The organism is Dyadobacter sp. HNCC25DJ184 (genome assembly GCF_056895215.1).
The window spans coordinates 63,374-83,324 of the sequence record NZ_JBXHAQ010000021.1 but is presented as its reverse complement, the minus strand read 5'-3'; the positions used below and the strand labels follow the sequence as shown (position 1 = coordinate 83,324).

At 41.8% G+C, this 19,951-nt stretch carries 22 protein-coding genes; 8 read left to right on the top strand and 14 right to left on the bottom strand.

Translation table 11 applies throughout. From position 1 onward, the window contains the following. The first annotated feature begins 817 nt into the window (after window positions 1–817). On the top strand, window positions 818–970 hold the full coding sequence (locus tag AC1XUD_RS24495; protein WP_483363677.1) for a histidine kinase dimerization/phospho-acceptor domain-containing protein: 153 nt from the start codon (window positions 818–820) through the stop codon (window positions 968–970). A gap of 147 nt (window positions 971–1,117) precedes the next feature. Next, window positions 1,118–1,333 (top strand): ATP-binding protein, encoded by a 216-nt coding sequence (locus tag AC1XUD_RS24490; RefSeq protein WP_483363676.1) that lies wholly within the window; start codon window positions 1,118–1,120, stop codon window positions 1,331–1,333. A 458-nt stretch (window positions 1,334–1,791) separates the two neighbouring features. Here AC1XUD_RS24490 and AC1XUD_RS24485 read toward each other — a convergent pair whose 3' ends face one another. The 5 genes from AC1XUD_RS24485 to AC1XUD_RS24465 form a co-directional block, all read right to left on the bottom strand. After that, a complete protein-coding gene (locus AC1XUD_RS24485; RefSeq protein ID WP_483363673.1) occupies window positions 1,792–1,995 on the bottom strand; it encodes a hypothetical protein in 204 nt (67 codons plus the stop codon). Window positions 1,996–2,418: 423 nt separating this feature from the next. Continuing rightward, window positions 2,419–2,820 (bottom strand): GreA/GreB family elongation factor, encoded by a 402-nt coding sequence (locus AC1XUD_RS24480; RefSeq protein WP_483363672.1) that lies wholly within the window; start codon window positions 2,818–2,820, stop codon window positions 2,419–2,421. 28 nt (window positions 2,821–2,848) lie between these two features. Continuing rightward, window positions 2,849–3,247, bottom strand: a complete 399-nt coding sequence (locus AC1XUD_RS24475; RefSeq protein ID WP_483363671.1) for a GreA/GreB family elongation factor — start codon at window positions 3,245–3,247, stop codon at window positions 2,849–2,851. A 97-nt stretch (window positions 3,248–3,344) separates the two neighbouring features. Beyond that, window positions 3,345–3,713, bottom strand: a complete 369-nt coding sequence (locus AC1XUD_RS24470) for a hypothetical protein (RefSeq protein ID WP_483363670.1) — start codon at window positions 3,711–3,713, stop codon at window positions 3,345–3,347. A gap of 70 nt (window positions 3,714–3,783) precedes the next feature. Beyond that, window positions 3,784–4,755, bottom strand: a complete 972-nt coding sequence (locus tag AC1XUD_RS24465) for a hypothetical protein (RefSeq protein WP_483363669.1) — start codon at window positions 4,753–4,755, stop codon at window positions 3,784–3,786. 341 nt (window positions 4,756–5,096) lie between these two features. Here AC1XUD_RS24465 and AC1XUD_RS24460 point away from each other — a divergent pair, with 341 nt between their 5' ends. Beyond that, on the top strand, window positions 5,097–5,780 hold the full coding sequence (locus tag AC1XUD_RS24460; protein WP_483363668.1) for an MCP four helix bundle domain-containing protein: 684 nt from the start codon (window positions 5,097–5,099) through the stop codon (window positions 5,778–5,780). A 38-nt stretch (window positions 5,781–5,818) separates the two neighbouring features. On the opposite strand, the gene uraH is transcribed toward AC1XUD_RS24460, so the two are convergent. The 4 genes from uraH to AC1XUD_RS24440 form a co-directional block, all read right to left on the bottom strand. Continuing rightward, window positions 5,819–6,229 (bottom strand): hydroxyisourate hydrolase, encoded by a 411-nt coding sequence (gene uraH / locus AC1XUD_RS24455; RefSeq protein ID WP_483363667.1) that lies wholly within the window; start codon window positions 6,227–6,229, stop codon window positions 5,819–5,821. An 11-nt stretch (window positions 6,230–6,240) separates the two neighbouring features. After that, the gene (locus AC1XUD_RS24450) at window positions 6,241–6,774 is read right to left on the bottom strand and encodes a heme-binding protein (RefSeq protein WP_483363666.1); all 534 of its coding nucleotides are present in this window, start codon (window positions 6,772–6,774) and stop codon (window positions 6,241–6,243) included. A 61-nt stretch (window positions 6,775–6,835) separates the two neighbouring features. Beyond that, window positions 6,836–7,432: a Crp/Fnr family transcriptional regulator gene (locus AC1XUD_RS24445; protein WP_483363665.1), complete on the bottom strand. Its 597-nt coding sequence runs from the start codon at window positions 7,430–7,432 to the stop codon at window positions 6,836–6,838. 236 nt (window positions 7,433–7,668) lie between these two features. Continuing rightward, a complete protein-coding gene (locus AC1XUD_RS24440; RefSeq protein ID WP_483363664.1) occupies window positions 7,669–8,595 on the bottom strand; it encodes a LysR family transcriptional regulator in 927 nt (308 codons plus the stop codon). 90 nt (window positions 8,596–8,685) lie between these two features. Here AC1XUD_RS24440 and AC1XUD_RS24435 point away from each other — a divergent pair, with 90 nt between their 5' ends. The 4 genes from AC1XUD_RS24435 to AC1XUD_RS24420 all read left to right on the top strand — a co-directional run bounded on the left by AC1XUD_RS24435 (window position 8,686) and on the right by AC1XUD_RS24420 (window position 13,876). After that, window positions 8,686–10,122, top strand: a complete 1,437-nt coding sequence (locus AC1XUD_RS24435; RefSeq protein ID WP_483363663.1) for an NADP-dependent isocitrate dehydrogenase — start codon at window positions 8,686–8,688, stop codon at window positions 10,120–10,122. A gap of 56 nt (window positions 10,123–10,178) precedes the next feature. Next, window positions 10,179–10,421 (top strand): hypothetical protein, encoded by a 243-nt coding sequence (locus tag AC1XUD_RS24430; RefSeq protein ID WP_483363662.1) that lies wholly within the window; start codon window positions 10,179–10,181, stop codon window positions 10,419–10,421. A gap of 304 nt (window positions 10,422–10,725) precedes the next feature. After that, window positions 10,726–11,004 (top strand): hypothetical protein, encoded by a 279-nt coding sequence (locus tag AC1XUD_RS24425; protein ID WP_483363661.1) that lies wholly within the window; start codon window positions 10,726–10,728, stop codon window positions 11,002–11,004. A 472-nt stretch (window positions 11,005–11,476) separates the two neighbouring features. Further along, complete coding sequence (locus AC1XUD_RS24420) at window positions 11,477–13,876, top strand: ABC transporter permease (protein WP_483363660.1); 2,400 nt, start codon at window positions 11,477–11,479, stop codon at window positions 13,874–13,876. A 1,333-nt stretch (window positions 13,877–15,209) separates the two neighbouring features. Here the strand turns inward: AC1XUD_RS24420 and AC1XUD_RS24415 are convergent. Continuing rightward, on the bottom strand, window positions 15,210–16,622 hold the full coding sequence (locus AC1XUD_RS24415; RefSeq protein WP_483363659.1) for a purple acid phosphatase family protein: 1,413 nt from the start codon (window positions 16,620–16,622) through the stop codon (window positions 15,210–15,212). 190 nt (window positions 16,623–16,812) lie between these two features. Here AC1XUD_RS24415 and AC1XUD_RS24410 point away from each other — a divergent pair, with 190 nt between their 5' ends. Further along, window positions 16,813–17,427, top strand: coding sequence for an esterase/lipase family protein (locus AC1XUD_RS24410; protein WP_483363658.1), 615 nt, complete (start codon window positions 16,813–16,815; stop codon window positions 17,425–17,427). A 7-nt stretch (window positions 17,428–17,434) separates the two neighbouring features. On the opposite strand, the gene AC1XUD_RS24405 is transcribed toward AC1XUD_RS24410, so the two are convergent. The 4 genes from AC1XUD_RS24405 to AC1XUD_RS24390 all read right to left on the bottom strand — a co-directional run bounded on the left by AC1XUD_RS24405 (window position 17,435) and on the right by AC1XUD_RS24390 (window position 19,836). Further along, entirely contained in the window at window positions 17,435–18,283 is an 849-nt protein-coding gene (locus tag AC1XUD_RS24405) for a glycerophosphodiester phosphodiesterase family protein (protein WP_483363657.1), read from the bottom strand. Between the two features lie 250 nt (window positions 18,284–18,533). Continuing rightward, entirely contained in the window at window positions 18,534–18,983 is a 450-nt protein-coding gene (locus tag AC1XUD_RS24400) for an organic hydroperoxide resistance protein (RefSeq protein WP_483363656.1), read from the bottom strand. A gap of 4 nt (window positions 18,984–18,987) precedes the next feature. Next, window positions 18,988–19,422 carry a MarR family winged helix-turn-helix transcriptional regulator gene (locus tag AC1XUD_RS24395; RefSeq protein ID WP_483363655.1) on the bottom strand — a complete coding sequence of 145 codons (435 nt, stop codon included), beginning with the start codon at window positions 19,420–19,422 and terminating at the stop codon, window positions 18,988–18,990. Window positions 19,423–19,605: 183 nt separating this feature from the next. After that, window positions 19,606–19,836 (bottom strand): RagB/SusD family nutrient uptake outer membrane protein, encoded by a 231-nt coding sequence (locus AC1XUD_RS24390; RefSeq protein ID WP_483363654.1) that lies wholly within the window; start codon window positions 19,834–19,836, stop codon window positions 19,606–19,608. Window positions 19,837–19,951: the final 115 nt, after the last annotated feature.

Genomic DNA, 19,951 nt, shown 5'->3' with positions numbered 1-19,951 from the left:
TGTCTAGATACGCAGTCATTTATGACGAATGTCATTTTTGTCTTCCTTTCGAATCGAAGTTGCGGGATTCTAATCGCAGTTATAGTATATGGTAACCGAGTTTTTTGAGGCCGGTCAATATGAATCCCACTGATTCTTGCGCAAAAAAATGGCAGAACCGAAGAGTTCTTTGACATGGCAAAATACGGTGCGTTTTTGAAAATAATAAAAATTCAATTCAAGTGTTCCCTTACATCGTGATGGAGCGTGTGGGGCCAGTCTGATCTCCCATATACTGATCAGTCAGTTCTGGTTTCCTATACACATAACCGTTCGGGTGATACGTTGATATTGGAACCTGAGCAAATACTGCAGTTCTTAGACACGGATTCAATTAATTTTTTGCAATAGCTTGAAAGGCTATCGTTTGCCCATAGCTAGACAAGCGCTTGCCTAATGCCAGTAACTCTTTAAACAAAGGCTGTATTTGGATTTTCGACGTGATTTTTTTGCCGATAGATGATGCGTTACAGGATGCCTTCAATGCAGCAACCTGTCCCACTACTGTCACGTCTATATATTATCCGAGGGCACGCCTGCCTCAGCAAGGATATTAATTGACCTTGCATGACACTCGCGAAATCTGGAAACAATACCACAGGCTGAGTATGGAAGGCGAAAGCCTGAAAATGGAGGGACAGAGTTTTTTAGACCGAGATGGGAATTCAGAGTGGATGCAATGGGAAATTAGGCTTTGTATAAAATCACCGGCAAAATTGGCGGGGTAATTCTCTTCGGCTCGAAGATCTCTGAGCGACACGCCTTCAGTGACACATTTATGAAGGTGATGATTATTGCCGAAAAATCAATCAGGATTAAATCGGATTTTCTTTCTGTGATGAGTCGTGAAATCAGGACTCCATTAAGTGCTATATTTGGATTCATTAATTTACTTTTACGGATCCAAGGTCAGATCAGGTTGAAAAAATGAGTATTTAAGATCTTCAGCTAAAGGCCTCCTGTCCCGATCGGCAAATACTCAACAATCTAATCTCTAATGCCCTAAAATTTATCCATAACGGCAGTGTAACGGTTAGATTGAATCTCAAAAAGATTTTGAGAAAACCTTAAATGTTGAATTTGTGTAACGGATACTGGGACAGGCACACCGCCGGATGGACACAATGCAATCTTCGAAATGTTTACTCACGCGGAGGACAGCACCACCAGAAAGTACGGAGGTAGCGGACTTGGTCTGAGTAACGGTCAAGATTTGCCAAAGATGATGGGAAGTAGGCTTGGGTTGGTAAGTACGCTAGGTGAGGGATCTTCATTTTACTTATTTAAATTTTAAAAAATGCCAGGTTATAAAGCCGGAGCAAACCACTTCAGATATCCTGCAGTTCTACCGGAGAGGCCTCAGGGTTCTCATCGTTGAAGATCAATTAAGCAACACTATGGTTCTTAAAAACTTTCTTCAACAATGGAATTGTATATGCAGTGTCGCTGAAAATAGAATAATTGCGCCTGGGATGGTCGAAGCCATTGATCGCGATATTGTTTAATGGATCTACAAATGCCTGAAATGGACGGCTAGCAAGCGACAAGAACCATCAGAAATTTTACTACAGAAAAGTTTATGCGCTCACCAATTATTAAAGTAACAGCTTCAGCTTTTACTAGTATAGAAGCCGATGTGTTCTATGCATGGATTAATGGTATAATCAATAAACCTTTTGAGCCGAAAGAATTATTTGATATGATCTCTAAGGTCACAAAAAACCAATAGACCACCGTACAGCAGCATGGATGCTAAGGTGATACAGGTGATGTTAAATAGTACTCATCAACCTGGTTCCAAGAATAGCTGAAAGTAATACCTCCTACGATCTGGACAAAATCGCCAGCTTCGCCGTGGGTAAACCCGATGCGCCAGTTTGTAGTATTTTTTATCCTGAATTTCAATGTTGAATTTAGCGGCGGTAGATCAGTTATTTCTAATATCTTGATTTTCATATGCTAAGATAACCTTATTTATGTACAAACATTCGTATTCCGCACAGTTTTCTCATGAGGTTACCTTCTCAGGCTTGCTTGATTTTCTAAATTGATAGTACAGATAATCCGTGAGAACAGAGAATTCTGCGAAATTCCTGGAAAATCTCCCGATCCCATATCTATGAGAATTTGACTCATAAGAAAGAAGCTTCGTGCGTAATATGCTAAAGCCCTATCAAATTTAGGCATTTTATGATGGTCCGCTGTTGCTGGGCCACCATCATATGTTCAAAAAATAGCAGTGAATTTCCTCACAAAAACGCATGACTAAAAGACCTGTTTCAATAAAAACAGTCATAAATTATACCATGTTGGTCATCGGCTCATAGTCCTTTATGATTAGCCCTGGAGTTTGTCCATTCCGAAAAGGACCGAGTCGCATTACAACCTATCACCTTCCACTTGTTTTACCTCCAATACTTTGAATTTTTTCATACCCGCGGGCATTTTCCATTCTACGGTTTCCCCTTTACATAAGCCGATCAAAGCAGCCCCCATCGGGGTTAGAACTGAGATTTTTCGTTGCTTAAAATCTGCAAAGGCGGGCATCACAATTGAGAATTCCATTTCCTGGTTGCTGCTTAGTTCCCTTACTTTCACATGTGAGTTCAGACGGATGCTATCGGCAGGCAATTCGTCATTTTCAACGACTATTGCGCGATTTAACTCGTAAGACAAAGACATTTCATTTGCATTGGGACTACCTGGAAAATTTTCCGCAAACTGCTTCAACATGCGGAAATCATCTTCACCAAGGATTACTTGATTTCTTTTATTATTCATGTCATTTATTTTTAACAAGGTGTTGATTTTAAGTTAGTTGAGTATTTAGAGGCCTGACATCTATAATCTCAAAGCAATTGGAATTGCCGTTGATTTCCCTTTCGACCTTTTCTGATTTGGAGAGGCCCAGGAATGCAGCGCCCCACGGATCAAGGAACGAAACCCGTTTTTTTTTCAAGTCGGCGCTGTCAGGGTGAACAATGCTGAATTCCCGTACGCTGTTACTTGGCCATTCCCTAATTTTAATGGTAGAGTTTATCCGCACACAGTTTTTGGGCACGATTTCATCGTCTACCACGATGGCTGAGCGAAGCTCGCATAACAATAACAGAGAGGTCAGAGACTCATTTTCAGTCAAATGTGCCATATACCGTTTTAGGATACGGAAGTCGCTCTTTCCAAGTATGATGGGAAATTTACCCTGCATTTTAAATAAGTTAACAGTGGTTCAATAAAGTATCCTGGCCACGCCACCAGGTTTGGTGGTTGTCCAGGGTTAATTGTCTATGCCTAGGGAAGATTGATTATCGCCGTTGTAGAATGCTATTTTCCATTTGTGACCAGAACCGATGAACGAACAGACGCTCCTGACGTGACACACCTTCATGTGCCTTTGATACACGCCTTAGAATAGACATGAACCGGTTTTTTGCGGACTGGTTGATTTTGATGGGCACATTCACATAAGTCTGCCGATCGCTTACAGCACCTGTACCGGCAAGCACAATTGCATTCTCAACCAGGAAATTGGCATATACCAAGAAGTCTGTCTGCTGTCTGCAAGCAGGTAGCGTCTTTAAATCATGAATTTCTTTCTTTTGAAAGATATTTTCCATTTCTGCGAGTACCATCGCTACCGAAGCAGCACCAATTTTTGAATAAGGTAAATGCATAACATCTATTAATGATTAAACAACTTGGACGGTAACCGGATATCCTCATGTTGACGACAAACTATCCTTTCTAGGCAAAAGTGCTTGCTGCTAGCTGATGAAATACTTTCTCGTCGAGCTTATAGCGGTCATTCAACGTGAGACTGCTGCGGGCGTTAAAAAGTGCGTGGTTAACAGCATTATACATCAGCCAGTAGGATGCATCTGTTCCTAATATGCGCTGTTCATATCTGAGCCTCTCATAGGCCTGTTTGGCCAGTTGGACAGGTATGGGCAATGTCGTAAACATTTTTATATCGGCCTTGTTCACAAATCCTTTTTGAAAATGTTCGTATATGGTTGCTGTTAATGTTGCCTGTTGCTGGCTCTGGCTAACTAGCATTTCATAAAGCTGCTGCTGAAAAAGCTCAGGGGTGAGTCGGCCATGATGTATTTTTCGTACGCCTGAATCCCTTTCTGTATGATTTTTGATCTTTGAGCCACCTCTCAAGGTTTTAGTTTTTTCTTTTGAGCTTTCTTTCAACCAGTATTGATAACGGGATAAATCAATAAACGAGTCAGCCCAGCCCATCAGGCCGTTTTCGCATACTGCTCTGTACATGCTGCTGCCCGGCTTGCTAAAGTTGCCAAGCATCGTATTCAATGTTTGTCCTTGTATGCTGAATGGCGTTTTGCCGTTATAGCTATTAGTCAATATCAGACTGCGTTGCAATCTTTCCCCACCGATAGAGAGTTGTTGTGGAAGAATGATGCTGATACTGAATTCCCCTGTATTTGTGTATTTTATTTGCAGCTTATACTCATCAAATGTTTTATCCACAACCTCTTTTATCAAAACATTTGGGATAATGGAATAATCAGCGCTTTGAATACCAAAGACAGTTTTCTTTCCCCCAGCAGCCTGCCCAACAATGAGCTGTTGCTTGTCAGTGGCCATAATGTCATAATCAGGTAATATATCTGCAAGCCAAACGGGACTGACCGGATAGCAAATATCGTCCCATGAACTAGTCAAGTACGGTTGAGCGGTTAGATAAGTCATAGTTTGCTTTTTTAATTTTACAGTTGTAAATTTACACTCATAATTTAAGATTTGCAAATATCAGATAATTATTGATGTTGTAAGAGGTATATAATAACCTTCATTCCTTGGTATGATTAAATATATTGGTTTGCGTAGTGGTTACTTCAGAATGTTTGGCTTCGCCCTAATGGAAACGGCAGGTATCAGTAGCCTTAACTAGCTGGTAAATGTAAGAGCGAAGCCGTGTTGGGTTTATACCGTCGCAACTTCATACTAAACCGTAAACCCTGTTACCCCTGGCGGATGTTTTTCTGAAGCCAGGTTTTTTTTCCATAAGTCAAATAAAAGAAGAGAATTAGATGAAATGGTCGTTTGTATTACGTCAAAAAGTTAAAATTGCAACGGTATTGTCCGGTATTTTAGTAGTGATTATGCTTGCTTCGTTAAGTATGAATCAGGCTATACAAGATATGGATCAGAGCCTGGAGTCTGTATTTGTTGACCGTTTGCAGCCAGCCGTTGATCTTATGTTTTTGAGTGAACGACTTCACAACAGGCGTTTTGTTCTGCAGAGCTATTTGTCAGGCTCAATGTCGTTTTATGACGCCGAAGCAAAGGAGTTCCTATCTAACGATAATTCTGAAAGCGATCGTCTGATCAGTAGCTATGAGAAAACGTTACTAATACCCATAGAGGTTGAAAAACTGGCCAATTTTAAAGACCGTATGAAAGCCTATCGGGTAATTGAAAATTCGGTTTTACAACTTCTTAAAAATAATCATCAAGATCAGGCCCGACTTTTATTTGAGAAGCAAGGAGGCCGCATTTTTCAAGAAGGTGTTACTACGCTTCACTCCATTGCTCAAATACAGTCTGATACAGTTAAAAAGACAGTGAAGAGTGCCCACAGGCAAGCTGTGGGCGGGCTTCTTAATACTTTCCTTCTGGTTGCAGTTTGTATTATTATAGCATTAATAATTTTGAGCCTACTAAGAAACGAACGGGTAGAAAACCAAAATTCCGAGGTGTTTCATTTAAACTAAACTGCGGAAATACAAACCATTGATTCAGTTTTGCTGGCTCAGTTACCCCTGTAAGTAGAATAGCCGTAAGCCGAAAGTGTAATTGGTACGTGATAATGTTTGCTGTCCTTGATTTCAAATACGACTTCGATAAATGGATAAAAACTCTGTATATTTTGGCTTTTGAAATAATCTGCTGTTAAATAAGTCAATTTGTAAATACCCTCATTATTAGATTTTTCGGAACTTAGAAAGTCTGAGATCCGGCCATTGGAATCTGTTACTTTCTCCTCAATGGCTGACCAGGTTTTTTTGTTTGTGTCCATTTTTTCAAGGCGAATAGGTACGCCCGATGCCGGCATCCCCTTAGATATGTCAAGAATATGACTTGATAACTGGAACGTTTTCGACTGCGAATGGGCTAATGTAGTGCTTAGGATAAGACCTATCGCGATAACTAAATTTTTCATCTGTGTTAAAGTTAATTAAGTTGTGTAAATATTCCCGCCTGCTTAATACCAGCGGATTTTGCAATCAAATCGTCATTCTCAGGGCTACCCCCACCTGCGACGCCAATTGCTCCGATCAGGTTACCTTCAAACCAAAGGGGGCAACCACCACCCAGTAATAGCAGTTCAGGAAGATTCGCCAGATTTTCAGTGTCAGGATTGGACCTGGCATTGCGGGATAAAGCTAAAGTAGGAGTTTTGGTGGAAACCGAGGTATATGCCTTCCTTCTGGATGCTTCCGTATTGTGGGGGCCAACATTTTCCGGGCGGCTGATGAGAATAACCTGACCCGCTGCATCCAAGATCGAAATGGTAACTGATTTCCCCAAATCGGTGGCGCAAGCTCGTGCTTGGTTTACAAGTGCCACAGCAGCGTCTAGGGTTAATTGATAGGAGGGTTTTAGATAATTCGTGGCTCGGGGTAAAACCTCATTACCAGGACTTACGGTCTGGGCAATCAATAGCGTTGGAAATAAGGCAATTAATACTAACAGTTTGATTTTCATTGTGTTTTTTTTACAAAACTACAATTTCATTCTCCCGTAAGTGTTGATCTATGTCAACGTTTTAAAGCCTTGATTTAACCCGGCTCAGTGTAGATGGAGAAATTCCCAGGTAGGAAGCGGCCATTTTATTGGATACCCGTAGCAACAGGTTAGGCTGTGACTGGATGACCCACTTTACTTTTTCAAGTGCATCAAACCCTTGGAACCCATAAATACGTTTTTGAGCATTTACAAATCCTAACTCAAGTATTTCCCTATAAATCTGACTGAATTCGGCGGTTGTGTCTACAAGGTTGAAAAAGTCTTTTCTAGAAATTGCTATTAGTTCGCACTTCTCAATAGCCTGCAAATACTCTAACGCCGGCTTCTGATCTATGAAACTGGGTAGAGCAGTGACAAACATGCCTTCGAAGGCAAAATAACGGGATGTTTCAACTCCCGCATTGCTCACTGTAAAAAGCCGCAGACAGCCGGAATTGATAAAGTAGTAGACTTTGCAAGTATCGTTATAGTTTATTAGAATCTGTTTGCGTTGAGCCTTTACTGGTTGAAAAAATGAACATATTTCTCTTAGTTTTTCCTGATCAATCTTAAATCTGTTCAATATATAAGATGCCAGAGGCTGATGTATAAGAGGTATTCCTTTTAATGACGTCATATTAATAATATCCAGCAATTTAATGATGATATACTCCCAAACGGCCGCCAAAATGGCATTCTTAAATCGCTAAAATCGCATTTATTGTCAATTTTTCCCAAGAACCGACCTGAGTCTTTGCGGGCTTGTTTTCTATCACCCAGAAGCATATAACAGAAACTTTTAAAGCAATTATTTTCGATATGTAAGATTTAAAATGATTGACCATCAGGCAAGTATACCTGAACGAGGCTATTTTAATAATAGTGCTCGCACCAATTAAAATTATTTTGAACAATGGTTGCTTTATGCTTGTTAACTTGCTCCAGGAATGCGGACGATGCCCTGGAATGTTTCTTGCCCTTCAGCCAGATTAAACTCCACATGGTTTTTATTGGCAGCCCGCTAACCTTCACAATTGTTAACTCGTTATTGATCAGTTCGTTTCTAATTCCTATCAAAGGCATAATTGAATATCCCAAGCCAGCCAGGATTGCTTGTTTAACAGCCTCATTGGAAGTTAGCTCCATTTTTTTTAATGCAGAAATTTTATGTTCGGCAATGAAGGCCTCCATGGCCTGGCGCGTTCCAGAACCTTTTTCCCTAAAAATGAGAGGAAGATCTCTAAAAACTTCATTCACATCATTTGAATGCACACACTGTTGGTTGGCTTTTCCAACCAGAAAGAGTCTATTGGGCAAAAGGCCCAGACATTCGATGTTGATTGCAGCGGGCAAGATCGAGACAAGCGCAAAGTCAACATCATTGTTCTCAAGGCTTTCCAAAACTCTGTTTTTATTAGTAACATCCATCAGCAGCTCAATCCCTGAATTCTGCTGCAAAAAGTCGGATAGAAAAAATGGCATGACATACTTCCCGGTAGAAACCACAGAGATTTTCAGTCTACCAATCAACTGCCCTTTGTAAGCCAATGTCTTATAGTTGATTGCGTATACCTGGTTCAAGATATTTTCTGCCGCCGCGGCAATTTCCTGACCAAAGTCTGTAATGTAAATCTTCCTGCCAACAACTTCAGTTAAGGGTACGTCAAATTGTGACTGAAAATTTTTTAGTTGGATAGAGACAGCTGGTTGCGATAAATGAAGTTCCTCGGAAGCTTTTGTAATACTTTCTGTCTTGACAACCGCTGAAAATATCCGAAGCTGGTTCAATGTATAATTCATAAATTTTTTTTATGGATAGTATTGTAAATATAAATAAAAATATATGTTTTAGAGCTCTTATTTTTGAGGCCATAAACCAATCAAAAACGTATGACAAAAATTACAATTGCCAAGGGCGATGGGATTGGCCCTGAAATCATGGATGCCACCTTGAAGATTATTTTAGCTGCGGGTGCAAAGATTGAGATTGAAGAAATTAAGGTTGGTGAATCCGTTTATCTAGCCGGAAACACGGCTGGCATAGCACCAGAATCCTGGGACACGATTCGCCGCAATAAGGTCTTTCTAAAAGCACCCATCACTACCCCGCAAGGTGGAGGCTACAAAAGTTTGAACGTAACGACCCGTAAGTTTTTGGGGCTATATGCGAATGTAAGGCCCTGCATGAGCCTCCATCCCTTCGTCAATACGAAGCATCCCGATATGGATATTGTTATCATCAGGGAAAACGAGGAAGATTTATACGCTGGAATAGAACATCGCCAGACAGACGAAGTCGTTCAATGCCTGAAATTAATTAGCCGGCCGGGTTGTGAAAAAATTGTTCGATATGCTTTTGAATATGCCAGACAGCAAGGCAGAAAAAAGGTTACCTGCTTTACTAAGGACAATATTATGAAACAAACCGATGGGTTGTTTCATAGTGTCTTCGATGAAATCTCAAAGCAATATCCAGATATTGAGAATGAGCACTGGATTATAGATATTGGCGCGGCAAAACTGGCTGACACCCCGGAGCTCTTTGATGTACTGGTAATGCCCAACCTGTATGGTGACGTGCTAAGTGACGTGGCTGCGCAAATAGCAGGGTCCGTTGGCTTGGCGGGTTCTGCCAATATTGGGGAAGAATGCGCAATGTTTGAAGCGATCCACGGTTCTGCACCAAGAAGGGCAGGTCAAAATCTTGCCAACCCATCCGGTTTATTGCAAGGTGCTGTAATGATGTTAAACCACATCGGGCAAACTAACGTAGCCGAACGTGTACAAAACGCCTGGCTCAAGACCATCGAGGATGGTACGCATACCTATGATATCTTTAAAGATCAGAGCAGCAAATTGAAAGTGGGCACAAAAGAATTTGCGGAGGCAGTTATAGGAAATCTCGGGAAGACACCGCGTACCCTAAAGGAGGTATCTTTTACTGGAAATTCTGCGCTGGTACTTCCAAAATATCAACGACAGGCCAGGGCTGTGAAGCAGCTTGTCGGAGTTGATTTATTTGTTGACTGGAATGGTAAGAATCCTGATGATTTGGCTGCTACCATGAAACGTATAGAAGGGGACGGTATTGAGCTTAGTATGATTACCAACAGGGGAATTAAAGTTTGGCCGAATGGATTCGAGGAAACTTTTTTAACTGACCACTGGCGATGCCGCTTCAAGGCAAAACCTGGTTTGCTGGCAGATAACACCGTTATTCCGCAGCTTCTTACGAAGTCTATAACAGAAAACATAGACACGATCAAAACCGAGAACCTTTACACGTTCGATGGAAAGGACGGATTTTCAATGGGGCAGGGACAGTAGTGCGGCAATGAATGCCCATCCCATAACAGGTAACTCAATATAACAGCCAATAAAAAATGACGATCCAATTAATAGAAGGCGAGTTTCAGGTTGATGATGCCATTGAGCTGATTACCAAAATGGTTCAGATAAAAATCAAATACCATGAACGTAAAATACATTCCCAGATGAACGAGGAAGATATAAAAAGCCGTGAAAGAAGGATAAAAAACCTTCAACGGCAACTTTCGGAAATGAATGGATACATTCAACAGGCTGACGGGAAAATCGCAATCATATCGCATATCAATGCTGGTTGATCTGCAAGGATTGCCTGATTTATATGAATGGTACGGGTCACCACTTTTAGATCATCCTATATTGTCTTGGTCATTACCGACCTAAAACAATCTCGATACATATCTGGCGATGAAAAGATCGTCAAATACCGTACGATCCGGCATTTTCCCAGCCTGTACGGAAAAAGAAAATAGTTAATAATTTTCAAAGGGTCCCCGTCCTTGTTTGTAAAGCAGCGGACATATTATTCGATGTCCGCTGCATAATTTTTAACTGCAACGGGATAATCTGGTTGTTTCTCAATATTCAAATTGTGTAAACCTTATGGAAAATACAGATGATATTACTTTGATGTCCGGTATCTTCGAAGCCGAAGATGCCCGCGACCTCCTGTTAAACCTGATTACAAACAATATTAATTTCCATACATTGAGAAGTTTTAGTGCACAGGAAAGGTTTGGTGTCAGTGACTGTGCAAGCGAACGACAGATCGAAGAATTGTCAAAGGCCAGATTAGAGGTACTATATGATATTTCATTGGCAAAATCTTTGGGATGTAAGATATTCGTGGACTCCATTATCCGGATCCAGTTACTGCCTTAATGCAGTTAGAACAATCAAAGGCCTATAATGTTTCAAGCGTCTCATTAGGTCAATATTCAGCTCAAACTATCCAGTATATCCAGCCGTAGCTAGAGTAATTAGCTGAACTAATCCTTTGCCCTAGCTATTTCTTCAGAACCTTATCAACTTAGATAAAGCCGGGCGTATGGTGGGTAAACGCTTTGGAGAATAGGATTACCCAGATTGATATAAAATAACCGACATCGTCGCTGATAACGGCTAAAATTATAATTTACTTGAACAGCGTCACCTGATTTGATGTATACCGGTTTTTGGGATTTATAAGCCCGAGATTGCTGGTCTTAACTTTGATAGTCAGCTGCTTTCGTGGCAGATGCATCCTTGTTCATCCGTAATTAACAAATTCTCAGTGGTTGTAATATAAAACAAATTATATATATAGTATATTTATATATTAAGTTTTTTTTAATGTAAAACAAACACTACTCTTATGCTCGCACATTTCCTTTCATTTGCATGGCGCCGCATTTGGCGTGAAAAGCAGGTAAACGTTATCCGCGTCACTAACCTAAGCATCGGGCTCGCAAGTGGTCTGGTGATTTTTCTGGTTGTTAACTATATGCTGACATTTGACCGATATCATCCGCATGTAGATCGTTCGTATTGGGTAGTAACCGACGTCCATCGTGAATCGACGATGCAAACTGATGCTGCGCCCCGGCCGTTGGCAGATGTTTTGCGCCGAACTTATCCGTTTGTGGAAACTGCTGTGCGACTGGAAACCATCTTTGGTCGGATGATTAGCGTCCCTAATGGCAAAGGAGGATGGGCGAAAAAATTTAATGAGGCCAGAAATATGTGCTTTACCGAGTCCCAGTACTTTGACATCTTCGGCGTAGAATGGGTCAGCGGAAACCCTAAAACTTCGCTTTCATCTCCAAATACAATCGTGCTTAGTGAGCGATACGCCGAGAAATATTTCAATACAATCGCAGCGGTCGGGAAAACGCTTCGATTTGACAACCGGGTTGATCTCACTGTAACGGGAATTATCAAAAATCCACCGGCAAACACACAATTGCGTTATGACGGGCTCATTTCCTATGCGACAATCCCGATACTCGAATCGCAAGCTGACATGCAAGATTGGTTTGGGCTCCAAAGCATGTGTTTTGTACTCATGCGCGACGGCTCAAAGACAGATCAGCTGCTTGGCGCGTTGCGGGCCATCAAAAAGAAACATTTGCCCCCAGCCGAATCAAGTCGCTTTTCGTACCACGTTCTTCCACTGTCAGAGCTTAACCATCAGCGTAGCGGAATGGCACCCAGAGTGGTTCTGTATTCTTTGATAGTAGTTGGCCTGTTACTCGTAGGCGCTTCCTGTATCAATTATATTAATTTGGCCACTGCACAAGCGTTGCAACGTTCGCGGGAGGTTGGTGTCCGGAAGGTCGTTGGCAGTAACCAGTTTCAGCTTTTAAAACAGTTTATGATCGAAACTGGACTGATCACTCTGCTTTCGGTGGTAGTGGCGTTGGTCTTGACACAGCTCGCTATGCCCCTTGTAAACCAGACCCTTAATGATCAAGATGAGACGCTTAAACCGTCAATAGGAATTTTGGATCTGTTGGAACCTGGCGCATTGCTTTGGTTTTTGCCGCTGCTAATAGGTGTTACGGTGCTTTCCGGGTTTTATCCGGCCATGGTGCTCTCTGGTTTCAATCCCGCCAAAGCACTAGCTGGCCGGTTAGGTCGGGGTGCCGGTGGGCTGAATATTCGCAGAACACTCATCACTGGTCAATTCCTGCTTACCCAATTATTTCTGATCGTCGTTTTGGTTATAACCGCACAACTACGCCATATGCAGAAAATCGATTGGGGATTTCGTCACGAACGGATGCTCGCTATATGGCTCCCCCAGCAAATGCAGGGCGAATATCAAAGGTTGATAAGCGGATGGCAACGTATCCCGGGAGTTGAATCGATTACACTCGCAAGCGATCCGCCGGCATCACCGTACAATCGTCCCACATCTTTTAGTTATCACACGGCAAGCGAACCTGAGTCGTTCGAAACTCGCGTTCGAGCTGTCGATGACAAATATTTGGAGGTATTTGGGCTGGAACTTGTCGCTGGACGTAATTTCCATACGGCCGACACTACCGGGCAACGGGTGCTGGTAAACGAAACCATGGTAAAAAGGCTGGGTCATTCTTCGCCAGCCCAGATAATCGGAAAGAGGATGCGTATCAAAGATGCGGATCGTACCATTGTAGGGGTAGTAAAGGATTTCCGAAGCGGCGATTTACATTCACCAGTAGTCCCCATTACCCTTATCCATGACCCCAAACACATAGCGATGGCAGTGATTAATTTTACTTCAGGCCGACAAAATCTGCCTGAAAAAGCAATACAGAGCATTTGGGAGCAAGTTATGCCTGATCAACTCTATAAGTCTTCTTCTGTGGAAGGACTCATGAAATCATTTAGTGATACGGAAAATTTATTGGCAGGATTCGTGCAGATCTTTGCCTGTATAGCCATTGCAATGAACTGTCTTGGCTTGTACGGTCTGATAACATTTATGGCTGAAACCCGTGCAAAAGAGATTGGTATCCGTCGCATACTCGGAGCGCGCACGGCACAAATGCTATGGATTTTTGGAAAGGAGTTCTGCAAACTTATGGCGATCGGTTTTTTATTCGCTGCGCCGCTCGGCTGGTGGCTGACTTCTGGCTGGCTACAGCAGTATGCATATCGAATCCAGGTAAACGGCTGGTTATTACTCGCAACCATTGCATTGATGGCAATTATCACGACCGCTACCGTACTTGGTCATGCACTGAAAGCAGCTGTTGCCAACCCCGTGAAATATTTGCGGACTCAATAAAACCAAGTCGCAAATGTTTGCACCGTGGGATCTTTTGTATTCGCAGTCTTTCGGCGGTCGCCAGGCAGAAGTCCGTTATCTTGAAAAACTAAATGAAGATATCTCATTTGTTGGTGGATGAAAAAAAATCCTTGAGAGTAGTATAAAAAGGTGTCATAAAGAATCCACTATTAAAGTGCTTGAATACGTTTGAGATTCGAAGAACAGTTCGTATTTCGCATTCAAGATTGACAGCAAAAATCAACATCCGGCAAGCATTTGGTATGCACCGATTCTGAAAGTATTTAAAGTATTGATAATGAGTGTTTTGTGAATTGGATTCAGTTCCCGTTCATGCGGCCAGATTTCATCTGCGCCTATTCATTCGGTTGGAAAAACAGAATCGACGACATTATTTAAAGATCTCAAGCAATTGCAACAAAAGTCGATTGAAATCTTAGGATTAATATCCATTCAGGAACTAAACAGTCCCTTGGAGCCGACTCCGACACCACATCCTATTGCGGCAACAAAATTTGAAGCGATTGACTGGAATATTAAGCACACTATGTACCACTGCGGACAGATTGGCATTCTCAGACGGGTGATCGATAAGCCCTATGATTTTGGTTTGAGGCTATCCAAATGACAAACTCCATTATCTCACTTAACGCTCCCAATTAAGATTTAAAGCACCCATATATCTTTAAAGTGGTTGCTTGATAACTGGCAAGTGTGGTTTTTCAGGCTTTTCTTGCTGCCATGAAATCGATTTTTCCCACCATCTATTCGACCCTTTCCCCGCGTGCCCTGGCGGATTTACTCGCTGAACGCTATTTACTGAAGACGATTCAATGTACCTTTCTGGTGCGTGGGGTGAGAGACACCTATTCGGTGGCTATCGATTGTTATTCTAGAAATTCGCTTGGAAAATTCGGATGTTTAACTATCTGATTTCGTGGTAGATTGTCCATTAACAGACTTTAACTCTGCATGAGCTACAAGAGAGTCATGACTTATTTAAATTGGCCAATTAAAACGGGAAGAAAGTGATGAGTCTGCGAATAGTGGCGATCAGTATCTATCGATTCCGCATCTTTAGCCCTGAAAATTGAATACCTGCGAGGATAGTGCGCAAATCAGTTTTTCTTGACCCGTGGAGAAGTTATACTTATGAGCAGTTGACTTCCTGATAGGGAAGGCATAGAGATTCACAGCAACCATGAAACTTTCAAGAACAAAATCACCGGGGAGGTGGCGTTCATAATTGATCACTAGCCTCAATAACTCACCTATTAACTATACTGCCAATCGGCCGATCTTTCTTTCTAAATTATCGTCCATTTTATTCAGGCTAGTTGGGCTGGTTTTGTTTTCTGGCCTTATAATCTTTGAACCGTTGGTTGTATTCTTTAAGGTCGGCCTCCTTGATCGTTTTTTGCATGTAAGTGGGCAGATCAAGTCGTTCCTGCATTTTAAGCGTATTGGAAAGGTCTTTCAGTGTATTTTTTCCTTTGCTGTCTTTCAAAAGTTCAAAAGAATCGTATACGTCCCCGTTGACAGTATAGGCCTTAAACGATAATTTCTCATGATCTACATTTAGTATTTGGTAAAGCTGTGTGTTGGAGCCAGCTCTGTCCATCCAGTCTTGCAATCCTAACTCATACATTTTCGGACCACTCACGGACACAACATAAATTGGTCCGTCAGAGGATTTCCTTCCTTTTCCCAAAGGCATATTAATACCGCGGGCGTAAGTATGGTCGTGTCCCTGCAATACCATATCCACTTTGAATTTTTTATAAAGCGGCTCCATTTTCATGCGCCACTCGTCGTTATCGCGGCCTCTGGCAGTGGAATAAATCGGATGATGGTGTACGACGATTGTCCACCGGTTTGGATTGTTTTTATTGATTTCCTCAAACCATGCGGCTTGCTTTTCAAGAGATTCAGGATTGCTTAGTGCTTGTTCTGAATTTAAAGTGATGAATCTAACGCCTTGATAATCTATATAATATGCTGTTTCCAGTGATTCTTTTGGGCCGTTTTCTGGCAAGGCAAACTGTGGGCGCCAGTGTTGGGACAGTACTCGCTTTTTGTTTTCGTCATTATAGAATTCGTGATTTCCAGGCGCGGCAAGGCTTGGCACCATTCCGTTGACCCAACCTCCCGCTTCAAACCATTCGCCCCATTCATAGTCACTATTTGCGCGGTTAATCAGGTCACCGGCATGGATGATCAGATCTGCCTTTGGAAGATTGGCATATGCACCGCGGATTGTCCTAGACCAAAGCGAGCGAATATCATTTTGCGCATCGCCAAAATACAGAAAGGAAACCGGCTCGGCTTTATCGGACGCAGTTGTGAAGTGGAACCATTCGCTCCAGTGTTCACCTGCACCAACCCGATATACATATTGGGTAGATGGTTTTAGTCCGTTAAAATCGGCCTCGTGGTAGTGCACAGTTTTGCCTTCGATGATTATCGAATGTGTAATCGCCTTTAACTGTCTGGCATTCTTTTGAAAATCTGGAGAAACATCTGCTTCGTGGATACTCGCTAAAGCTTCAGTGACCGTCGAATCTGTTCTCCAGTTTACGGCCTGCGAAACTGAGGGATTTCCTTTGAAACCTAAAATAATCCTGTCCGGGAAATGAGAAGCAGGATACTGCTTATTGGTTTGAGCGGGGGATATAAATGGGATTGAACTAGCAAGTAAAAAGAATGCTATTCTGGAGAAATTTCTGCCGCGAGAAGGAAGTTGCATCGGAATCTATATTTTGGAACAACAATAATACCGGATAGCTGTTTGATAAGACCAGGTCGGGGCATTACGAAATTATTAACAATGTTTTTTTGAGAATCAGTGGGCAGCCCGACGGATCACTTCATTGAAAAATCATACCTTAATTGCCGAAATGCGGCTGGTTTTAGGTTAATTATTGCAATAAAATAGCATGGCGAATACTCTGATACTTGTGCATGGTTTTATGGATAGCACCAGGAGAATGAGCTATATGGCAAGATATCTTCGAGATTTGGGTTGGAAAGTTTTAACGCCTTCGTTACAGCCGAGTAACGGGACAAAATCCATCGAGATACTTGCCTTACAGCTGGATAACTATATACAACAAAATACAGAAACCGGTGATCGTATTGATTTGATAGGTTTCAGCATGGGTGGACTTATTTGCAGATATTACCTCCAATATCTTAACGGCCTGTCTAAAACCGAAAAATTCATCTCCATATCAACACCACATTTAGGCACCGTTACGGCATACTTGCTTCCGTGGATAGCGATTAGACAAATGCGACCCAAAAGCACCTTTCTCCAAACTCTGAACAGCGGTATTAAACAGCTGGAGAAAATAACTCTTATCTCATTTTACACACCCTATGATCTCATCATAATGCCGGCGGAATCGTCTTTGATATCTTTCGCACGGAATTGCAAAGTGAATGCGTTATTACATTCGCGGATGGTTTCTAATAAAAAGGTTTTGGATCTAATTGTGATCGTGCTGAACGAGGGAAAAGCAACTACCGCAAACGATAAACCTGGTGCATAACCAGCGCTTACCAATGCAATTTGTCTTTTTGAAGCGATTTTAACCATTTTTCCGGCTCGTCGGTTTGAATGATATTCGCACCATTTTTTATCAAATTGCCCATTGCTGACTTTCCGTTGCCCTTTTTGATTTCCACGTCGGTTTCACCCAGTGAGTTAATCCATATTCTTGCCTTGCCTTTTCTGATGAGATCGCAAACTTCGGTGGTGTAAAATTTCGGGTCAATATGAATGACCTGCGGACTGAATCGTTTGATAGCAGAATCAGCCATTGCATAATTATAAGCTCTTGGCATGAGCATACAATCACGGGAAGCAGAGTCAACTCTGGAAAGCATATCGTAATTGCTGTCAAAAAAGAAAACAATATCCTGCGTTTTGGTTTTCTTCACCACATCGATAATCGGGTTGATATGGTCAGTTTTTAAATCCAGGTCGATGAGTATATTGCCTTTTGCAATGGTCAGTACCTCTTCCAGAGTTGGAATTTGCTGATCAGTAACCTGTCCGTTAGCCACGAGGCGTAGTTTCCTTAAATCTTCAAAATTTTGATCCTCCAGGTCTCCTTTGCCGTTCGTCGTCCTGTCAATCTTCCCGTCGTGCATAAGCATCGGAATGCCATCTTTACTCACTTTAATATCGATTTCCGCGATATCAATACCCAGCTTTATTGCTTCTTTAACGGCAGCAATCGAGTTTTCAGGAAGTTGATGATGCACCGCCCTGTGCGAGGCCACCAATATCGTTTTTGAATTGGCGTTCAAAAATTCCTTTCGGATTTTGTCAACCTGATTTTGAGCAGAAAGAGGGGAGTAGGCAAGAAAGCTGAGCGCCAGAAAACACTGAAAGCGATTCATTTTTTAAAGAAGTTGAGTACACGTGGCGACAAAATAAGTGCATTGAAACCGGAGTTTCAATGCACGAAATGTTAAATAATTACAAAGGTTTACAAGTACCTTAAAATAGCCACATTTTGCATAGTGATGGCCTTGTTCTTACGGATAAACGTAGTGCGAATTTTCGAAGACTTTCGGTTAGGAAGTCTGGTTATGCTCGTTTTTTCAAAATAAAACCCGCAGAAAATCATTGAGTTTCTTAGTTAAAGAATTAAAGATCAATAGCCTCTTGTCGATATGAGTGATTATTTGCACTCAATTTTACTTCGATATTGTTTCTTGTGGCATTAGAATAAGGGCATACCTGATGCGCTTTTTCAATCAATTGTTGTGCTTCTTCTGCGCTTACACCTGGAATGCTAACTGCCAGCTCTACGGCTAGACCAAAGCCGCCGTTTTCCAGTTGTCCGATACTTACTTTTGCTATAACTGCTGTTTCTCCGGTTTTAATTTTCGACTGTTTGATCACCAGATTCAACGCGCTGTCAAAGCAGGCCGAATATCCTGCTGCAAACAATTGTTCAGGATTGGTGTAGTCATCATTTGCACCGCCCAGTCCTTTGGGCATTCTCACCTGCAAATCCAAAACACCATTATCCGATTTTACGTGTCCGTTTCTTCCACCAGTGGCTGTTGCAACAGCCGTGTACATTGCTTTCATTTGATTACTTATTTGTTTGATTTAAAATTTTATAAGAAATACTTTTCAGAAGGTCAGCCTCTTGTGGCGTAATACCCAGTTGTTCAAACATTTTTGCCGGAACGCATTCTGCTTTCATTTTGAGTGTTTTTCCAAGCGGAGATAGCGAAATTTCAACCACCCGTTCGTCGGCCAGACTTCTTTTTCTAATTACTAGCTCTTTCTGTTCCAGGCGTTTTAGCAATGGGGTCAGTGTGCCACTGTCAAGAAATAGTTTTTCGCCGATCTGATTCACAGTTTGCTTGTCGTTTTCCCACAAAACCATCAACGCCAGGTACTGGGGATAGGTGATTCCCAATTCTTCCAGCAAAGGCTGATATACCTGTGTAACATGCCTTGAAACCGCATATAGCTGAAAGCATATCTGCTGGTCTAACTTCAAATGGCTTTCTTTTTCCATGTTTCTGTCTTTTCTCAAACAAAGGTAAGAATTTTAAAATTAAATTGTGTACAATTTAATTTTAAACAATTAAATAATTTTATGGGAATGATTTTTTGAGATTTTGGACTGTTGTTTATTATCAGGCAAAAAAATGGTCGCTCCGAAGTGAAGCGGCCATTTGAAAATAAAGAGGAACAAGTATTAATATCCAGGATTCTGGTACATTCTCGTTGGATCGAGCTTGTACTCGTCAAACGGAATAGGGTAGTAGCGGTCTTTCACCCCAAAGTTGGACAATTTTGCCAAACCGTAGTTCGCCTGATCTTTGGCTTTCATATAAGTGACCAATTCGGCTCTTGTAAAGAAACGCAATAGGTCGAACCAACCAAGGTTTTCGAACGCAAGCTCCACACGGCGCTCATGCGGAATCACGAGCTTTAGTGTTGGTTATTTTGCCTGATATGCCGCGCTTTGTTTAGCCACTTCATAAATCGCCAGATGAGCCCTGATATCCTGAAAACTGCTTTCTGAGTTCTGTTTTCGTAGA

Bases quoted from the DNA above. Each gene is read 5' to 3' on its own strand.
- AC1XUD_RS24495 (WP_483363677.1), top strand. From the start codon at position 818: ATGAAGGTGATGATTATTGCCGAAAAATCAATCAGGATTAAATCGGAT.
- AC1XUD_RS24485 (WP_483363673.1), bottom strand. From the start codon at position 1,995: ATGAAAATCAAGATATTAGAAATAACTGATCTACCGCCGCTAAATTCA.
- AC1XUD_RS24480 (WP_483363672.1), bottom strand. From the start codon at position 2,820: ATGAATAATAAAAGAAATCAAGTAATCCTTGGTGAAGATGATTTCCGC.
- AC1XUD_RS24475 (WP_483363671.1), bottom strand. From the start codon at position 3,247: ATGCAGGGTAAATTTCCCATCATACTTGGAAAGAGCGACTTCCGTATC.
- AC1XUD_RS24470 (WP_483363670.1), bottom strand. From the start codon at position 3,713: ATGCATTTACCTTATTCAAAAATTGGTGCTGCTTCGGTAGCGATGGTA.
- AC1XUD_RS24465 (WP_483363669.1), bottom strand. From the start codon at position 4,755: ATGACTTATCTAACCGCTCAACCGTACTTGACTAGTTCATGGGACGAT.
- AC1XUD_RS24460 (WP_483363668.1), top strand. From the start codon at position 5,097: ATGAAATGGTCGTTTGTATTACGTCAAAAAGTTAAAATTGCAACGGTA.
- uraH (WP_483363667.1), bottom strand. From the start codon at position 6,229: ATGAAAAATTTAGTTATCGCGATAGGTCTTATCCTAAGCACTACATTA.
- AC1XUD_RS24450 (WP_483363666.1), bottom strand. From the start codon at position 6,774: ATGAAAATCAAACTGTTAGTATTAATTGCCTTATTTCCAACGCTATTG.
- AC1XUD_RS24445 (WP_483363665.1), bottom strand. From the start codon at position 7,432: ATGACGTCATTAAAAGGAATACCTCTTATACATCAGCCTCTGGCATCT.
- AC1XUD_RS24440 (WP_483363664.1), bottom strand. From the start codon at position 8,595: ATGAATTATACATTGAACCAGCTTCGGATATTTTCAGCGGTTGTCAAG.
- AC1XUD_RS24435 (WP_483363663.1), top strand. From the start codon at position 8,686: ATGACAAAAATTACAATTGCCAAGGGCGATGGGATTGGCCCTGAAATC.
- AC1XUD_RS24430 (WP_483363662.1), top strand. From the start codon at position 10,179: ATGACGATCCAATTAATAGAAGGCGAGTTTCAGGTTGATGATGCCATT.
- AC1XUD_RS24425 (WP_483363661.1), top strand. From the start codon at position 10,726: ATGGAAAATACAGATGATATTACTTTGATGTCCGGTATCTTCGAAGCC.
- AC1XUD_RS24420 (WP_483363660.1), top strand. From the start codon at position 11,477: ATGCTCGCACATTTCCTTTCATTTGCATGGCGCCGCATTTGGCGTGAA.
- AC1XUD_RS24415 (WP_483363659.1), bottom strand. From the start codon at position 16,622: ATGCAACTTCCTTCTCGCGGCAGAAATTTCTCCAGAATAGCATTCTTT.
- AC1XUD_RS24410 (WP_483363658.1), top strand. From the start codon at position 16,813: ATGGCGAATACTCTGATACTTGTGCATGGTTTTATGGATAGCACCAGG.
- AC1XUD_RS24405 (WP_483363657.1), bottom strand. From the start codon at position 18,283: ATGAATCGCTTTCAGTGTTTTCTGGCGCTCAGCTTTCTTGCCTACTCC.
- AC1XUD_RS24400 (WP_483363656.1), bottom strand. From the start codon at position 18,983: ATGAAAGCAATGTACACGGCTGTTGCAACAGCCACTGGTGGAAGAAAC.
- AC1XUD_RS24395 (WP_483363655.1), bottom strand. From the start codon at position 19,422: ATGGAAAAAGAAAGCCATTTGAAGTTAGACCAGCAGATATGCTTTCAG.